The organism is Nocardioides sp. NPDC059952 (assembly GCF_042730435.1).
Taxonomy (GTDB): Bacteria; Actinomycetota; Actinomycetes; order Propionibacteriales; family Nocardioidaceae; genus Nocardioides.
In genome coordinates this window covers 35544-50535 of the sequence record NZ_JBHWLY010000043.1, presented here as the reverse complement: position 1 = coordinate 50535, position 14992 = coordinate 35544, and the positions used below count along the sequence as shown (strand labels likewise).

General features: G+C 70.8%; 16 protein-coding genes. 9 read left to right on the top strand and 7 right to left on the bottom strand.

Annotation, left to right across the window (positions count from 1 at the left end; genetic code table 11):
* Window positions 1-89: 89 nt before the first annotated feature.
* The 4 genes from ACFV9G_RS19240 to ACFV9G_RS19225 form a co-directional block, all read right to left on the bottom strand.
* A complete protein-coding gene (locus ACFV9G_RS19240; RefSeq protein WP_378729118.1) occupies window positions 90-2486 on the bottom strand; it encodes a VanW family protein in 2397 nt (798 codons plus the stop codon).
* Between the two features lie 62 nt (window positions 2487-2548).
* Window positions 2549-2872 carry a hypothetical protein gene (locus ACFV9G_RS19235; RefSeq protein ID WP_378729117.1) on the bottom strand — a complete coding sequence of 108 codons (324 nt, stop codon included), beginning with the start codon at window positions 2870-2872 and terminating at the stop codon, window positions 2549-2551.
* 29 nt (window positions 2873-2901) lie between these two features.
* Window positions 2902-3813, bottom strand: coding sequence for an N-acetyl-1-D-myo-inositol-2-amino-2-deoxy-alpha-D-glucopyranoside deacetylase (mshB, locus tag ACFV9G_RS19230; RefSeq protein WP_378729116.1), 912 nt, complete (start codon window positions 3811-3813; stop codon window positions 2902-2904).
* On the bottom strand, window positions 3810-4520 hold the full coding sequence (locus ACFV9G_RS19225; RefSeq protein ID WP_378729115.1) for a (deoxy)nucleoside triphosphate pyrophosphohydrolase: 711 nt from the start codon (window positions 4518-4520) through the stop codon (window positions 3810-3812). Before ACFV9G_RS19225 ends, mshB begins: the two co-directional genes overlap by 4 nt.
* Before the next feature lie 112 nt (window positions 4521-4632).
* On the opposite strand from ACFV9G_RS19225, the gene ACFV9G_RS19220 reads away from it, so the two are divergent.
* Complete coding sequence (locus ACFV9G_RS19220) at window positions 4633-6291, top strand: D-alanyl-D-alanine carboxypeptidase family protein (protein ID WP_378729114.1); 1659 nt, start codon at window positions 4633-4635, stop codon at window positions 6289-6291.
* Between the two features lie 31 nt (window positions 6292-6322).
* Here the strand turns inward: ACFV9G_RS19220 and ACFV9G_RS19215 are convergent, their stop codons facing one another.
* The gene (locus tag ACFV9G_RS19215; RefSeq protein ID WP_378729113.1) at window positions 6323-7150 is read right to left on the bottom strand and encodes a thioesterase family protein; all 828 of its coding nucleotides are present in this window, start codon (window positions 7148-7150) and stop codon (window positions 6323-6325) included.
* Window positions 7151-7195: 45 nt separating this feature from the next.
* On the opposite strand from ACFV9G_RS19215, the gene ACFV9G_RS19210 reads away from it, so the two are divergent.
* From ACFV9G_RS19210 to ACFV9G_RS19175, 8 genes are all read left to right on the top strand, one after another.
* Window positions 7196-7555, top strand: a complete 360-nt coding sequence (locus tag ACFV9G_RS19210) for a YidH family protein (RefSeq protein WP_378729112.1) — start codon at window positions 7196-7198, stop codon at window positions 7553-7555.
* Window positions 7556-7613: 58 nt separating this feature from the next.
* Window positions 7614-8669, top strand: coding sequence for an acetamidase/formamidase family protein (locus ACFV9G_RS19205; RefSeq protein ID WP_378729111.1), 1056 nt, complete (start codon window positions 7614-7616; stop codon window positions 8667-8669).
* Window positions 8666-10192, top strand: coding sequence for an AtzH-like domain-containing protein (locus tag ACFV9G_RS19200; protein ID WP_378729110.1), 1527 nt, complete (start codon window positions 8666-8668; stop codon window positions 10190-10192). Before ACFV9G_RS19205 ends, ACFV9G_RS19200 begins: the two co-directional genes overlap by 4 nt.
* Before the next feature lie 75 nt (window positions 10193-10267).
* On the top strand, window positions 10268-10762 hold the full coding sequence (gene uraD, locus ACFV9G_RS19195) for a 2-oxo-4-hydroxy-4-carboxy-5-ureidoimidazoline decarboxylase (protein WP_378729120.1): 495 nt from the start codon (window positions 10268-10270) through the stop codon (window positions 10760-10762).
* Window positions 10759-11073: a hydroxyisourate hydrolase gene (gene uraH, locus ACFV9G_RS19190; RefSeq protein WP_378729109.1), complete on the top strand. Its 315-nt coding sequence runs from the start codon at window positions 10759-10761 to the stop codon at window positions 11071-11073. The genes uraD and uraH overlap by 4 nt, the downstream gene beginning before the upstream one ends.
* Complete coding sequence (pucL, locus tag ACFV9G_RS19185) at window positions 11073-11942, top strand: factor-independent urate hydroxylase (RefSeq protein WP_378729108.1); 870 nt, start codon at window positions 11073-11075, stop codon at window positions 11940-11942. The genes uraH and pucL overlap by 1 nt, the downstream gene beginning before the upstream one ends.
* Window positions 11939-12760: a MurR/RpiR family transcriptional regulator gene (locus tag ACFV9G_RS19180; RefSeq protein WP_378729107.1), complete on the top strand. Its 822-nt coding sequence runs from the start codon at window positions 11939-11941 to the stop codon at window positions 12758-12760. The genes pucL and ACFV9G_RS19180 overlap by 4 nt, the downstream gene beginning before the upstream one ends.
* Before the next feature lie 61 nt (window positions 12761-12821).
* Window positions 12822-13301 (top strand): nucleoside deaminase, encoded by a 480-nt coding sequence (locus ACFV9G_RS19175; RefSeq protein ID WP_378729106.1) that lies wholly within the window; start codon window positions 12822-12824, stop codon window positions 13299-13301.
* A 97-nt stretch (window positions 13302-13398) separates the two neighbouring features.
* On the opposite strand, the gene ACFV9G_RS19170 is transcribed toward ACFV9G_RS19175, so the two are convergent.
* Together ACFV9G_RS19170 and ACFV9G_RS19165 are read right to left on the bottom strand one after the other, a co-directional pair.
* The gene (locus ACFV9G_RS19170) at window positions 13399-14199 is read right to left on the bottom strand and encodes an ABC transporter permease (RefSeq protein WP_378729105.1); all 801 of its coding nucleotides are present in this window, start codon (window positions 14197-14199) and stop codon (window positions 13399-13401) included.
* Window positions 14196-14987, bottom strand: a complete 792-nt coding sequence (locus ACFV9G_RS19165; RefSeq protein ID WP_378729104.1) for an ABC transporter permease — start codon at window positions 14985-14987, stop codon at window positions 14196-14198. The genes ACFV9G_RS19170 and ACFV9G_RS19165 overlap by 4 nt, the downstream gene beginning before the upstream one ends.
* Between the last annotated feature and the right edge of the window lie 5 nt (window positions 14988-14992).

Below are 14992 nucleotides of genomic sequence, written 5' to 3'. Positions count from 1 at the left end.
GTGCGCCGCGTCACGGCCGCCCTCGCCGCGTCGGCGCGGCCTGACGCCCCGCCTCGGCGAGGGATGGTGTCAGAACCGGCCGACTCGGCTCAGTTGGGGTCGGCGGGCGGCGGCGGCTTCTCCGACTCGTCGGTGCACTCGACCTCGTCCTGCGGGATATAGGTGGTCTTGAAGGTCTCGGTGTTGGCCTTCGAGCCCGATCCGGCGTTGTAGAAGTCGCGCCAGACGTTGATCGAGAAGCCCTGGGCGCCGACGGTGTTCTCGCAGTTGCCGTCGGTGATCTTCTGCTTGCCCGGCGACTTGAAGTCGTAGCGCTCACCGGTGCGGGTCTTGATGTCCCAGATCTTGGTGGACCACATCTCGACGGTCACCGAACCCTGGCTGCTGCCGCTGGCGGGGTTGACCCAGGAGCGGATGAGGACGCCGTACTTGGTGTTGTTCTTGAACTTCAGGTCCAGCGAGGGCCAGGCGACCGTCGCCTCCCGACCGATCGGATAGCGGTCGATGTAGAGCGAGTGCGCCTTGTGCTCGACGTCCTGGAGACCCGCGAAGAACATCGCGTTGAACGTCGTCGTCGCCATCTGCGAGACACCGCCGCCGTAGTCCTCCCGGAAGACGCCGTTCTGGATCATCCAGCCCTTGGTGAACCCGTTGGCGGCCGTACGCTCCCCGACGATGCCGTTCATCGAGAAGGTGTCCCCCGGCGCGAGCACGGTGCCGTTGACCAGCTCGGCGGCGCGGCCGATGTTGACGTTGCGGTATTCGGCGTAGGGGAAGTTGGTGGTGAAGGTGGAGACCTTCTCCTTCACACCCCAGGCCTTGGCCTCCTCGGTGGTGACCTTGGGCTTGGCGACCTTCGACTTCACCTCGACGGTGCGCTCGCCCTGGGGCGCGGTGACGACGTCGAGGAAGACCGCCTCCAGGTCCTTCTGGTTGAAGGTGACACCCGGCTTGGCGGGGATGACCTTCGGGGCGCCGTTGACCATCTTGATGGTCGCGTCGACCGGCTTGGCGGCGTCGTCGGCGAGGGCCTTCTTGAGCACCTTCTTGAGCTTGCTGGGCGCGACCGAGGCCTGCAGCTCGCCGTCCTTGGGATCGAACCGGATCGCGTCGCCGAACTCCTTCGGAGACAGCTCCACCGGGGTCTTCTCGAACTTCAGCGTGATCGGCCCGGAGACGGCCGGAGTGGCGACCTTGTCGACCGCCTCCTGCACGTCGGCCTCGTCGACGTCGGGGGTGAGCTCCGCGAGCGGTACGTCTGCCTTGCGGTCGCCCTCGACGAGCAGCTGACCGGCGAGCGCCGTCAGGAGCGCGTCGTCGCTGACGCCCTCGCCCGCGACCGGCTGGGTGGTCTTGACCTTGCCCTTCTTGATGACGACGTCGCCGTCCTTGAAGGGGGTGCCGGCGCGCTTGTTGACCTTGGCGGCGACCTTGGCGATCAGCTTGTCGTCGGACTTGACGACGGGCTCGATCTCGCCACCGCCGGTGAAGTGCTTCCACAGCTTGACCGGGCTCCAGCTGCGTACGGCGTCGGCCTTCTCGATCGTCGCCTCGGCGTCGAAGCTCAGGCCCGCGTCGGCCGGGTTGACCTCGGTCGTGCTGTCTCCGGCGGTCACGTTGATCGGCTGGCTGTGGGCCGGAGCGAACTTCTGGTCCAGCAACGGCGTCGCCTCGGCGGCCGTCATGCCGCCGATGTCCACGCCCGCGACCGTGGTGCCCTCGGCGATCTTCTCCCCGGCGACGGCGTACGCAGCAGCCCAGCCGGCGAAGGCCAGGATGGCGACGCTGCCCGCGACCGCAGCGGCGACCTTGGTGCCGGTGCCGAGCGGCTTGCGCTCAGCCGCGACCGGCTGGGCGTAGTCGGGCTGCTCGAAGGCGGAGTGGTCGTAGGCCGATTGATCGTAGGCGGGCTGCTCGTAGGCGGGGTGCTCGTAAGCGGGGTGCTCGTAGGCCGGGTGGTTGTCGGAGGCGTGGTCGGCAGGGACCGGCTCGTTCACGACGAACGGCCCGACGCCCATGACTGTCTCCTCGAGCGGCTCGTCATCGAGGTCGTGGGGGTCCTGGACCTGGTTGTCGAGCGCGACCTCGGTGGCCGCTTCGCTGGCCAGGTCGGGGGCGGCGTCGACCGCGTCCGGCTCCGGGGCGAACTTCCGGTTCTTCGAGACGAACAGGAAGTTGTCCTCGTCGGGCAGCTCCGCGCGCTTCGGCAGCTCCGAGCGCAGCATCGTGCTGCGCAGCAGGGTCTCCTCGGCCAGATCCTCGTCGAAGTCGCCGGCAGGGACCACCCGGGTCGCGCCGTCGGGCTCATCGTTCGGAACCGGCTTGGCACCCGTGGACTCGGCAACACGGGCGTCGATCTCGATCTGAGGGATCATGATCGTCTCGATGGCAGCATCGTCCGCGCCAGCTTGGCTGGCGTTGGACCCGGCCGCGTGAGTTTGCTTCGCGGGCTCGGGGGCCTTGGAGGCCTCGGGCTCAGTGGACATGCGGGAGAGCCTAGGACCTATACCCCCCTAGGCCGAACCCGTAGCCCATCTTGGGACGTTCGTCACTTCCCGGGGAGGTCCTGATCAGCCCGGGAAACGACCCTCGACACGGTAGCGGTGGCCACCACGATCATCAGCACTGCCCAGAAGATCATCAGATATCCCGCCAGGTCGCCGGCGACGGCGTACCCGCCCGTCGGCCTCGGCGTCGCGGCCAGCGCGACCACGATCGCCCAGGCCGCGGCGTACGCGATCCTCGAGGCTCCCCGCGGCAGCACGATCAGCATCGCCGAGGACGCGGCCACGGCGAGCAGCAGACCCCACCACCAGGGGTGGACGGCGACCGCCGCGACCCCGACGAGGAGGCCGAGGAGAAGACCGGCCACACCACGAGCCAGGCCGACGCCGAGCAGCCTCACAACCCGGCGAAGAGATCGGTCAGGTCGGTCGCGTCGACGTCTCCCTTGGCGATCCGGAAGTGCTCGTGGGACCACGCGGTCGTGCCGAGGCTGTTGGTCATCGCGAACATGCCCTGCTCCATGTCCATCTGGGTGGGGTAGGCGCGCATCGCGGCGACCTTCTGGTCGGCGTAGGCGGTGCCGTCGATCGCGGCGGCGATGTCGACGTCGGGGGTGGCCATCGGCAGCGGGCCCTCGGGGTCCATCCCGCCGAGCGCGTCCTCGTCGCCGGCCTCCCGGGCCGCCCGGAGCCCGTCGCGGATCCAGCTCTCCGCGATCGCGGTCCAGAAGATCCGGTCGATCTCGTGGGCCTCGCCGAGCTCCTTCTTGTAGGTCGGCACGGCGGCGAGATGGGCGGCGTACGTCGCGACCCGGTGGGCCTGGATGTGGTCGGGGTGGCCGTAGTTGCCGAACTCGTCGTAGGTGACCAGCACCTGCGGGCGCACCTCGCGGATGATCGTGACGAGGTGGTCGGCGGCCTCGTTGAGGTCGGCGTACCAGAAGGCGTTCTCGCGGGCGTCAGGGTCGGGCTGCGCGTGGGTCCGGTCCTCGCTCCAGGTCATCCCGGAGTCGCGGTAGTTGCCGAATCCGCCCAGCCAGCGGTGGTCGACCTGGCTACCGTCGGGCGCCTTCAGAGCCGCCATCGCGTCCTCGATCTCGCCGCGGCGGTGCTCGCCCAGGGCGTCGTCCTGATCGGCGGCGAGGTGGGCCAGGCCGGGGACCAGGATCTCGCCCATCTCCCCTGCCGTGCAGGTCACCAGGGTGACGCGGGCGCCCTCGGCGAGGTATCTCGCCATCGTCGCTCCCGTCGCGATCGTCTCGTCGTCGGGGTGGGCGTGCACGAGCAGCAAGCTCTTCTGAGAAGTCACGAGCTCGATCCTAGGTCGGGGCGCTTTATCCGCTTCGGGTTGTCGGGGAGGTCGACGGGTTCGGGGGCGATCGAGTCGTCCGGTGCGTCCTCGGGGATGTCGAGCCAGCCGTCGTACTCGTCCACCAGCAGCTCCAGGACCATCTCCGGGGCGTCGGTCTCCACCGACCACGGGTGGTCCTCGTCGTCGTCCTCGCCCTGGTAGCGCTCCCGGCTGACCCGGGCCGTCCAGCCCTCGCGCTCGAGGGTCTCCGCCGCCGAGCGGGCGTACTCCTCCTCGAAGAAGATGCCGCGCAGGGTCGACCCTTCGGGAACTCCGAGTACGTGACGGAGCCCGTCGAGGAACGGACGGTCGGGCTCCAGCCAGTCGACCGAGTCGAGGTCCTCGGCGGCCAGCCAGAGGACCTGGTCGTGCTCGCGCGGCCTCGGCTCCCCCGCGACCACCCGGGCGGTCGCGGCGACCAGCCGGTGGCTCTCGCCGATCGGCGCCTCGCCCTGCATCCAGTCGAGCACCTCGATCAGGCAGCCGAGCTCCTCGCCGATCTCCCGGACGAGGGCCGCCTCGGGCGTCTCCCCCTCCTCGACCTTGCCTCCGGGGAGCTCCCAGCGTCCGGCGGCCTCGGGCGGGGAGGTGCGCCTCGCGGCCAGCACCTGCTTGCCGTCGGCGCTGAGGATCGCCGCGGCCACTACGGTCTTGGGGCTGTTCACGTGTGAGATTGTTCCCTAGACACCCGAAAAGTGGTGTCTCTTGGGTACGCTCCAACGCCGTGCCCCGCCGTCTTCTGCTCATCGCCTGCCTGCCCCCGTCCGGGGCCCGATCATGAGCGATCAGCAGTGGCCTCCGCGGCGCCCCGGCGAGCCTCGTCCGCCCTACCAGGGACAGCAGCCCTTCCCCGGGCCACGGCAGCCTGGGCGGCCGCAGCCGCAGCCGGGGCGGCCGCAACAGCCGCACCCGGGCCAGCAGCAGCCCCACCCCGGCCAGCAACGGCCCCATCCGGGACAGCATCAGCCCCACCCGGGCGGCCAGCGCTACCCCGAGCAGCGGCCGTACCCGCCCCAGCAGCAGCCCTATCCGCCTGAGCAGCCGCCTTACGGCCAGCGGCCCTACCCGGACCAGCGGCCCTACCGGGGTCAGCCCTACCTCGACCAGCCGTACCCGGAACAGCCCTACCCGGAACAGCCCTATCCCGAGCAGCCCTATCCCGAGCAGCCCTACGCCGAGCAGCCCTACGCCGAGCAGCCCTACGCAGGGCAGGCGCCCCCGGCGTACCCGCAGGGTCTCGGTCCCGGCAGGTTCGGACCCGAGCCGCCGAAGAAGCGGCGGTGGCCGAAGGTGCTCGCGGGGCTGCTGGTGCTCGCGTTGGTCGGGGTCGGCGGCTATGGGGCGTACGACTTCTACGACCAGACGCACAAGTGGGAGCAGACCACGACCGACGACCTGAACGGCGTCGGCAGCGACCTGTCGGTGGCGGTCGCGTCGCTGCGCAGCGTCGGCTGGGAGGTCACCGCCGCGGACATCGGGACCTGGCTGGAGCAGCCGGGCGCCTACGGCGACGGCCTGCGGCTGCGTACGCTGCAGGCCGACGAGGCGGGGAGCAGCTTCTCGGTCGCCGGCTACCGGACCTGGCAGGACACCTACGCCAAGCGCGACCACACCACGGTCGTGTGCGCGAACATCACTGTCGCGACCGGCACCCAGAAGCCGTTGAGCGAGTCGATCACGACCTGCCCCGACGACGTCCCGAAGACGGCACCGGACGCCGGCCAGGCCGACGCCGACACGGAGGTGGGCGGGGTCACCGGCCACCTCGCCGAGCTGGCCGTGGAGGCCTCCGAGCAACGCGCCGCCGGCGCCACCGAGGGCAAGCTTCTCCAGGTGGCAGCGCCTACGAAGCCGGTCGGCGACGTCCGCGCCGACTCGACCGCGCTCGTGTGCTCGCCGGGGACGAAGGACCTCGGCGAGGGCGAGGGGTACGACGAGGGCAAGCTGATCCCGGTGCGGCTCTGCGCAGTCGAAGGGCTACCCAACACGGGCACCGAGAGCACCAAGGGCGACCCCTACTACATCGACGGCTCCGACGGCCTGACCGTCGTCAACGCGCGCATCTCCGGGGCCGCGGCGGCGCTGGTCAAGAAGGCTTCGAAGCAGGGGGTCGACCTGGTCGCGGGCAGCTCGTTCCGGACGATGAAGAAGCAGAAGGCGCTGTGCCAGACCGACGTCACCGGCGGCTGCCCGGCCGGCGATTACACGCTCACCGCGCAGCCAGGCCACTCCTCCCACCAGCTCGGCATCGCCATCGACTTCGAGCAGCCGAGCGCGACCGGCGGCAAGACCTGCGCGACACGGGCCTCGGAGCCGGCCAGCGCGGTGTGGCAGTTCCTGAACAAGACCGCGCTGAGCGTCGGGCTGAAGCAGTACGCGCCCGAGGCGTGGCACTGGGACGCGTACGGCGGGAAGGACCGTTGCGCCCCGATGTGACCGTCCCGCTCCGACCGTCCGACCTGACCCGTCAGGCGCGCGGCAGCCGAGCCAGCTGACGCGCCTGCGCGACCAGCTTGCCCTCGGAGTCCCAGACCTCGCAGTCCTCCTCGAACATGCCGCCCGAGAGGTTGCGGGAGAAGTGGGTGACCTTGAGCCAGCCCGGCGCCGGTTTGTGGCGGATGTGGCAGGTGAGCTCGAGGGTCGGCGCCCAGCCCGGCAGCTCGAGCCCGAAGGTCACCGGCGGGAGCGCGTCGAGCACCTGCAGCAGCGAGAGCGGGTCGGGCTCGCGGTCGTGGTGCCGGAACCAGCCGGTGAAGACGGCCTCGCCGCTCGGCGCCGCACCGCCCCAGACGAACTGGTCCTTCGGCACACAGAGCTCGTAGCGGTCCAGCATCGGCACGAACTCCTTGACCTCCTCGGGCGCCGTGGTCGAGGAGAGGCACTCCTCGAGCGGCGGCAGCTCCGGCTCGGTCGCGGTGACCCGCTCGAAGCCACTGCTCTTGGCGTGGAGACCGTCGAGGTCGGCGTACGTCGCCGTGGTGGTGATCCGCAGCTCCTCGCCCTGCCACAGCTCGGCGGTCGCGATGGCCAGCGAGCCCTTGTCGCGCTTGGTCTCGATGCGGACCTCCGCCGGTCCCGGGGTGCTCGCGCCGGCGTAGAACGCGCTCAGCACGATCGGGTCCGGGTGGTTCGGCAGGTGCGCCCGCAGCGCGTTGGCGATGACAGCGAGCAGGTAGCCGCCGTTGACCCCGCCGCCGACCACCCAGCCGGGGGCCAGGTCGGCCGCATAGGTGTTGCCGTCGATCCTGCGGACCGCGATGTCGCGATCGAACTCAGCCTGTTCGCTATTACCCATGGGTAATAATCTAGATCGGGACCCGATGTGGTGGACGATGGGGGCATGACCGACCCCCGACACCCGCACTGGGTCTACGACCACGGCTCCGAGCCGGATCCCCGGTTCACGCTGGCCAACGAGCGTACGTTCCTGGCCTGGGCGCGCACCGTGCTCGGCCTGCTCGCCGGTGCGGTCGCGCTGCACTCGTTCCAGGTGCCCACGGCGGAGGGCGTACGCGTCGGGGTGATCGCCCTGCTGGTGCTCACCGCGATCCTGTGCACGGTCCTCGCGACGGTCCGTTGGGCACGGGTCGAGCGCGCGATGCGGGAGCGGCGCCCGCTGCCGGCCTTCGCCACCGGGTTCATCCTCGCCGGGGCGCTGCTGCTCATCGCGGTGCTGCTCGGCGTCGCGCTCGTCTTCTGAGCCACCGGCTGATCCGCTCGTCACGAGCCTGAAACATCCGTTCCATACGGTTCGGGCCATGACTGCCCCCACCGTGACGGCACTGCAGCCGGGAACCGGACCGATCAGCTCCACGACCTACCTTCCGGCCGAGGTCGACAACGTGCTGTGGGGGCGGCTGCCCTGCGCGACGGACTCCCCCGTGCTGAGCATCGCGCCGGGGACCTCGGTGACCGTGGACACGATCTCCCATGAGGGCATCCTCGAGGACCAGGGGCGCAACCCGGAGAGGTTCTTCGCCGCGCACGGGGTCGAGGAGGTCCTCTCCGACGCGGTCGCGCTGGCTGCCTCCGGCTATGAGCGGACCTTCGGCGTCGACGGCCCGCACGTGGTCTCGCGGCCGATCGAGGTCGAGGGCGCCGAGGTCGGTGACCTGCTGGCGATCACGGTGCTGGAGACGCTCCCGCGGGTGCCTTACGGAGTGGTGTCCAACCGGCACGGGCGAGGCGCGCTGCCGGGCGAGTACCCGCGCGGCGACGAGCCGGTGCACAGCGTCTTCACGCCTGTCGTCGACGGGCGCGGGGTGATCGGGCCGGCGTCGTTCGCCCTCGACCCGTTCCTCGGGATCATGGGGGTCGCCGTGCCGGGGTCCGAGCGGCCGCACTCGGTCCCACCCGGCTCGCACGGCGGCAACATCGACATCCGGCTGCTCACGTCCGGGGCGACCCTCTATCTGCCCGTCCAGGTCGCCGGAGCGCTGGCCTACGTCGGCGACCCGCACTTCGCGCAGGGTGACGGCGAGGTCTCGCTGACCGCGTTGGAGGCCTCGCTCCGGGCAACGCTCCGCTTCGACCTGGTCGCTCGCGAGGAGGCCGCCGCGCGGTTCGGCGAACTCGCCGGGCCGCTGGCGGAGACGTCGGAATTTCTCATCCCCACCGGGCTCGACGAGTCCCTCGACGTCGCCACGCAGAACTGCGTTCGGGCCGCGATCGCCCTGCTCAGCGCGCGGTTCGGAATGTCTCCGGAGGACGCCTACGCCTATCTCTCGGCGGCCACCGACTTCCGGATCTCCCAGGTCGTCGACGTCGTCAAAGGCGTACACGCCACGATCCGCAAGGCAGACTTCGCCCTATGACTGAGCTCAAGCCTGTCCCGCACGGGCTGCTGCAGGCCTTCCGGGCGTACGAGAGCGCGCTGATGTCCGACGACGTCGCCGCTCTGGACGCCCTCTTCGCCGACTCCCCGACGACGTTGCGTGGCGATGCCGCCGGGCTGCTCGTCGGGCACGAGCAGATCTCCGCCTTCCGTGGATCGCGCGGCGGCGCACCGAAGCGGCGCATCGTGCAGACCCACGTGCAGGTGATCGACGAGGACCACGCGCTGATCGTGGCCGTCACGGAGCTCGACCGCGGTGGGCGCGGGCTGCAGACGCAGCTGTGGGCGCGGGACCCGGTGCGGATCGAGTACGGCGGCTGGCAGGTCACCGCGGCCCACGTCTCGGCGCCCGCACCGGCCTTCGACACCCGGATCTGGCGGGTCGTCGGTGACCCGCTGGTCTCCTCGCACACCGCCGACGGCGCCCTCTCGGGAGAGACCGTCGCGGTCAAGGACCTCTTCGCGGTCACCGGCTTCGCGGTCGGCGCCGGGAGCCCGGCATGGCTGGAGCAGGCGCCGGTGGCACCGTCGCACGCCGCCGCCGTCGCCGCCCTGCTCGACGCCGGGGCGTCGGTGCGTGGGATCGCGCGCACCGAGGAGTTCGCCTACTCCCTCTCGGGGCTCAACGCCCACTACGGGGCACCGCCGAACCCGAAGGCTCCGGGACGGATCCCCGGTGGCTCGTCATCGGGGTCGGCGACCGCGGTCGCCCTCGGCCACGCCTCGATCGGGCTCGGCACCGACACCGGCGGCTCGATCCGGGTCCCGTCCGCCTACCAGGGCCTCTACGGGATCCGTACGTCGCACGGGGCCGTCTCGCGCGAGGGGCTGCTCCCGCTCGCCAAGGCCTTCGACACCGTCGGGTGGATGACACGTTCGGCGTTCCTGCTGCAGGCGGTGGGTGACGTACTGCTGCCGGAGGCTCCCGGATCTCCCGACTCGGGCACAGCGCTGGACGAGATCCACCTGGTGCCGGCGCTGGTCGGGCTCGCCACGGAGGACGTCGCCACCGCGGTGAGCGAGGCGCTGCCCGGGTCCAAGCCGCTGGCCTGGGACGTGGCCAGGCTGGACGAGTGGCGTCAGGCCTTCGTCATCGGGCAGGCCTACCAGGCGTGGCAGGCCCACGGGGACTGGCTGGAGACCCGGCTCGACACCCTCGGGGAGGCCGTGCGCGGTCGGTTCGAGATGGCCCGGTCGGTGACCCGGGAGCAGGCCGCCGAGGCGCGTGCGGTGCTTGCGCAGGCGCGTACGGAGATCCTCGATGTCGTCGGCGACCGCGTCCTCGCCTACCCCAGCGCCTCCTCGGTGGCGCCGACCGCTGCCGAGGCGGCCGGGGTGCGCGACGACACCATGCGCCTGACCTGCATCGCCGGGATCGCCGGCCTCCCCGCCGTCTCGATCCCGGTCCGCACCGCGGGCAACCTGCCCGCCGGGCTCTGCCTGGTCGCCGCACCCGGCCGCGACCGCGACCTCCTCGCCCTGGCCCAGAGCTTCGCGAGGTAGCCGCCCGGGCGTTACACAACGGCAACCTGCGTTGCGGACGCCGAAACGATCGTTTCATAGGCTGCCCTGGTGACCATGACGCTCGCCGAGTTCGATGCCCTGCCCGCCGACGAGGCGGAGAGGGTCGTCGCACCCTGTGTCGCGATCCCCTCGTGGGCGGCCGGGCTGGTCGCCGGGCGGCCCTATGCGGACGTCGGTGACCTGCTGGCCGCCGCGGAGCGGCTGGCGGCGGCCTGGACCGACACGGAGGTCGAGGGAGCCCTGGCCGACCACCCCCGGATCGGGGAACGCCACTTTGGGGACGGGGAGAGCGCCGCGCTCTCCGCCCGTGAGCAGGCCGGGGTCGACCCGGCCGACGCCGAGGTGCAGACGCGGCTGAGGGCGGGGAACGCGGCCTACGAGGAGCGGTTCGGGCGGATCTACCTGGTGCGGGCGGCCGGACGCAGCGCCGAGGAGATGCTCGCGCTCCTCGAGGAGCGGCTGAAGAACGACCCGGCTACCGAAATCACGGTGACCAAGGGCCAGCTCGCCGAGATCGCGTTGCTCCGGCTGCGAGGCTTGCTGGCATGACCACCGTCTCCACGCACGTCCTCGATGCCGCCCTCGGCCGGCCCGCAGCCGGGCTCGAGCTGATCCTCGTCAGTCCCGACGACAGCGCGCGCACCGCGACCACCGACGCCGACGGGCGGGTGCGGTTCGAGGGCGAAGTGCTCCCCGGGTCGCACACGCTGACCTTCGCGACCGGTCCGTGGTTCGCCGAGCAGGATCGCGAGACGTTCTTTCCCGAGGTGAGCGTCGGATTCACCGTCACCGCCGGCGAGCACCACCATGTCGCCCTCCTGCTCAGCCCGTTCTCCTACACGACCTATCGAGGAAGCTGATGTCGATCACTCTTGGCCCCAACCAGCACGGCAAGGCGGAGGTACGCCTGGTCAAGGTCGACCGGGAGGGCGCGCGGCACACGATCCACGACCTGAACGTGTCCACCCAGCTCAGGGGCGACTTCGCGACGGCCTTCACCGAGGGTGACAACGTGCACGTGCACGCCACCGACACCCAGAAGAACGTGGTCTACGCGAAGGCCAAGGAGCTCGGCATCACCTCGCCGGAGGCGTTCCTGCTCGACCTCACCGCCCACTGGGCAGGGCAGCCGTGGGTCACCGGGTCGGTGATGAAGGCGGAGTCCTACTCCTGGGACCGCATCCCGGCGAACGAGTTCTCCTTTGCCCGGCGCGGGCAGGAGACGCGTACGGCGGCCGTCAACCGCTTCGAGGAACGAACCTTCGTCCTGTCCGGGCTCAGCGACCTGGTGGTGCTCAAGTCGACCGGCTCGGAGTTCCACGGCTTCCCGCGCGACCGCTACACCACCCTCGCCGAGACAACCGACCGCATCCTGGCGACCGAGGTCACCGCGTGGTGGCGGTGGGAGAACCACCCGGAGGACTGGAACGAGGCCTACGACCGGATCCGCGCGATCATGCTCGACACCTTCGCGGAGGTGCACTCGCTCGCGCTGCAGCAGACCATCTACGAGATGGGCCGGGCGGTGATGGAGGCGTTCGAGGGGATCGCGGAGTTCAGGATCTCCTGCCCCAACAAGCACCACTTCCTCGTCGACCTCTCCCCCTTCGACCTGGAGAACCCGAACGAGGTCTTCTTCGCCGCCGACCGTCCCTACGGACTCATCGAGGCGACCCTGCAGCGCGACGGGTCGACCGAGCCGGACGCCTGGGCGTCAGTGCCCACATGAGCCCGGTGGACCAGCGGATCGACCGACGGATCGCCGCGACCTATCAGACGCTCTCGCCCCAGGAGCGCAAGGCGGCCGACACGCTGCTGGAGCATCTCGACGACCTGGCGACCTACCGCGCGGCCGAGCTGGCCTCGCTCGCGGAGGTGTCCAAGGCGACGATGAGCCGGCTCTTCCGGTCACTGGGATTCGACGGCTTCGACGACGTACGCGACCACCTGCGGGGGCTGCGTACGGCCGGCGAGCCGCGGCGCGTCGAGGGCGCCCCGGACCTGAGCGCCCACGCCGGGGGAGAGGCAGCGGCGATCGCGCGGGTCGTGGAGCAGGCCGGCATCGCCGAGGCGATCGAGGCCATCGCCGGAGCGAGCGACGTGATGGTCGCAGGCTGGCGCAACTCCTACCCGGTCGCGCTCCATCTGCGCCAGCAGCTCACCCAGACCCGCGAGCGGGTCACGCTCGCTCCCGCTCCCGGCCAGGTCATCGGCGAGGAGCTGGCCGAGCTCGGCGAGGGATCGGTGGTGGTCGCGGTCGGGCTGCGGCGCCGGCCCCCGGGCTTCGGCGAGTTCGTCGACGCCGCCGCGGCCTCCGGGAGCACGGTGATCGTGATCGCCGACCCGACCGGAACCGTCCACCTCGGCCGTGCCGACGTCGCACTGGAGTGCCCGGTCCAGGGTGCCCTCGCCTTCGACTCCCTGGCGGCGCCGATGTCGCTGGCGAGCGTGCTCGCCGACGGCGTACTCCACGAGCGCGGACGCGCCGGCCGCGACCGCGTCTCGGCCATCAGCGCCACCTACGATCGCCTTCACGAGGTCGAGTGATGTCGGAGGCAGAATGACAGTGGAAACATCGATCCTCGGGCCTGTGCAAGGGGGAATCGGCATGACTGACGCCATGTGGTTGGAGCAGGCGGTCGCACTCGCCGTGCGCAACGTCAACAACGGCGGTGGCCCGTTCGGGGCCATCATCCTCCGCGACGGCATCCTGCTCGGCACCGGCCAGAACCGGGTCACCCGCGACCTGGACCCCAGCGCCCACGCCGAGATCGTCGCGATCCGTTCCGCGTGCAAGGAGGCCGACAGCTTCTCGCTGGCCGGGTGCACCCTCTACACCTCGTGCGAGCCCTGCCCGATGTGCCTGGCGACCGCGCTGTGGGCGCGGCTGGACCGCGTCGTCTACGCCGCCGACCGTGACGACGCGGCCAAGGGCGGGTTCGACGACCTCGCCTTCTACAACCTGTTCGGGACCGGCCGCGCCAACGAGCACCACGACTGGCCGACCAAGGTCGACGAGCTCCGGATCCCGCAGGCGTACGACCCGTTCGACGCCTGGCTCTCGAAACGCGACCGCACCGACTACTGACCTGCCGGGGCGACCCCCCCGCTGGCGGGGGGTTCAGTTAGGTGGGCGTTGGGGCCACATGCGGCCCCACGGGGTCGACGGGAGTGACGCTTCGGCGCTAGCGGGACGACATCCCCATCCGCTCGAGCGCGACCGACTCCAGGAGCTGGACGAGGTTGTAGAGCACCAGCGTGACCACGGTGATGATGGCGACGGCGGCCCACAGGTCGTCGAAGCGGGCGGCTGCAGGGAACTTCTGGATGTTTCCGCCGATGCCCTTGCCGGTCGAGAGCCACTCGGCCAGCAGCGCACCGGTCACGGCGCCGGGCACCGAGACCCGGGCGGCGGCGAAGATCGACGGGAGCGCGCCGGGCAGTGACACCTTCCGGATCGCGGTGAGCCGCGATCCGCCGTAGACGGCGACCAGGTCGAGCGACTGCGGCGAGGCCTGGGAGAGCCCGAAAAGGATCGCGGCCAGCGCGGGGAAGAGCACCACGATGATCCCGAGCACCACGACCGAGGCGGTCGAGGCGCGGCCGGTGATCAGCATGACCACCGGCGCGATCGCGACCAGCGGGATCGAGCGAAGCAGCAGCGCCAGCGGCATGACGCCGGCCTCGACCGTACGCGACAGGTTGAACAGCACGGCCGCCACGATCGCGATAGCCATCCCGGCGAGGAAGCCGAGCGCGGCGTCCCTCAGGGTTACCCACGTCAGCGGGAACAGCTCGGCCCTGTGGGCGGCGGCGTCCGGTCCCGTGAAGAGGTGGTCGAGCACGTCCAACGGGCCCTTGGCGACGAAGTCCGAGACGCTCGAGAACGACACGAACCCCTGCCAGAGCACGACCACGATCGCGAGCGCGGCGACGGTGTGCAGCACCGGTCCCAGGAACGCCCGTGACAAAGACCCGGCCCTCATCCGGCCCTCCCGGCGACCCACGGCGTCACCAGACGCGAGACCAGCCCCAGGAGCAGATAGCCAGCCAGGGCGACCAGGGCACAGACCAGGAAGACGGCCCAGAGCCGCTCCGGATCGGGCTTGCCCTGCAGCACGATCAGCGTGCGCCCGACGCCGCGGTCGGTGGAGCCCAGATACTCCCCGAGGACGGCGCCGAGGATCGCGGTCGGCACCGCGATCTGGAGCGCGTTGAGGATCGCCGGAACGGCCGCGATCAGGCGTACCTTCACCAGCTGCGTCCACACCGATCCGCCGTAGACCCGCACCACGTCGAGCGAGGCGCGATCGGCTGACTTGAACCCGAGCACGGCCCCGACGACGGTCGTGAAGAATACCATCAGCGCGGCCAGGAAGACCGAGGTCTTCGACGGGTCCCCAGGCTGCTCGGCGCCGCCGAGGACCACGATCGAGATGCCGCCCACGGCGACCACGGGCAGGCAGTACGTCGTCACCGCGATCTGCATGATCACCGGCTCCAGCCAGGGCACCAGCAGCACCAGCGAGGCCAGCAGCAGGGCGATCAGGTTGCCCCACAGGAAGCCGATCGAGGCCTCCATCAGAGTCTCGCGGAGCACGCCGTCCCAGAACGCCGAGGGACCCGCGGCGGCCATCTCCGAGAGGACGGTCCACGGCGGCGGCACCGGCGTGAACCCGGTCCCGGCATCCGGCGGGAACCCGAGCACCGCCACGACCGCCCACAGCACGAACAGGATGACCACACCGATCAGACCGGCGAGCCAGCCCGGCATCCGTA

Coding starts and splice junctions, on each gene's coding strand:
- ACFV9G_RS19175 (WP_378729106.1), top strand. CDS start 12,822: ATGACTGACGCCATGTGGTTGGAGCAGGCGGTCGCACTCGCCGTGCGC.
- pucL (WP_378729108.1), top strand. CDS start 11,073: ATGTCGATCACTCTTGGCCCCAACCAGCACGGCAAGGCGGAGGTACGC.
- ACFV9G_RS19170 (WP_378729105.1), bottom strand. CDS start 14,199: ATGAGGGCCGGGTCTTTGTCACGGGCGTTCCTGGGACCGGTGCTGCAC.
- ACFV9G_RS19215 (WP_378729113.1), bottom strand. CDS start 7,150: ATGGGTAATAGCGAACAGGCTGAGTTCGATCGCGACATCGCGGTCCGC.
- uraD (WP_378729120.1), top strand. CDS start 10,268: ATGACGCTCGCCGAGTTCGATGCCCTGCCCGCCGACGAGGCGGAGAGG.
- ACFV9G_RS19180 (WP_378729107.1), top strand. CDS start 11,939: ATGAGCCCGGTGGACCAGCGGATCGACCGACGGATCGCCGCGACCTAT.
- uraH (WP_378729109.1), top strand. CDS start 10,759: ATGACCACCGTCTCCACGCACGTCCTCGATGCCGCCCTCGGCCGGCCC.
- ACFV9G_RS19205 (WP_378729111.1), top strand. CDS start 7,614: ATGACTGCCCCCACCGTGACGGCACTGCAGCCGGGAACCGGACCGATC.
- ACFV9G_RS19210 (WP_378729112.1), top strand. CDS start 7,196: ATGACCGACCCCCGACACCCGCACTGGGTCTACGACCACGGCTCCGAG.
- ACFV9G_RS19240 (WP_378729118.1), bottom strand. CDS start 2,486: ATGTCCACTGAGCCCGAGGCCTCCAAGGCCCCCGAGCCCGCGAAGCAA.
- ACFV9G_RS19165 (WP_378729104.1), bottom strand. CDS start 14,987: ATGCCGGGCTGGCTCGCCGGTCTGATCGGTGTGGTCATCCTGTTCGTG.
- ACFV9G_RS19200 (WP_378729110.1), top strand. CDS start 8,666: ATGACTGAGCTCAAGCCTGTCCCGCACGGGCTGCTGCAGGCCTTCCGG.
- ACFV9G_RS19220 (WP_378729114.1), top strand. CDS start 4,633: ATGAGCGATCAGCAGTGGCCTCCGCGGCGCCCCGGCGAGCCTCGTCCG.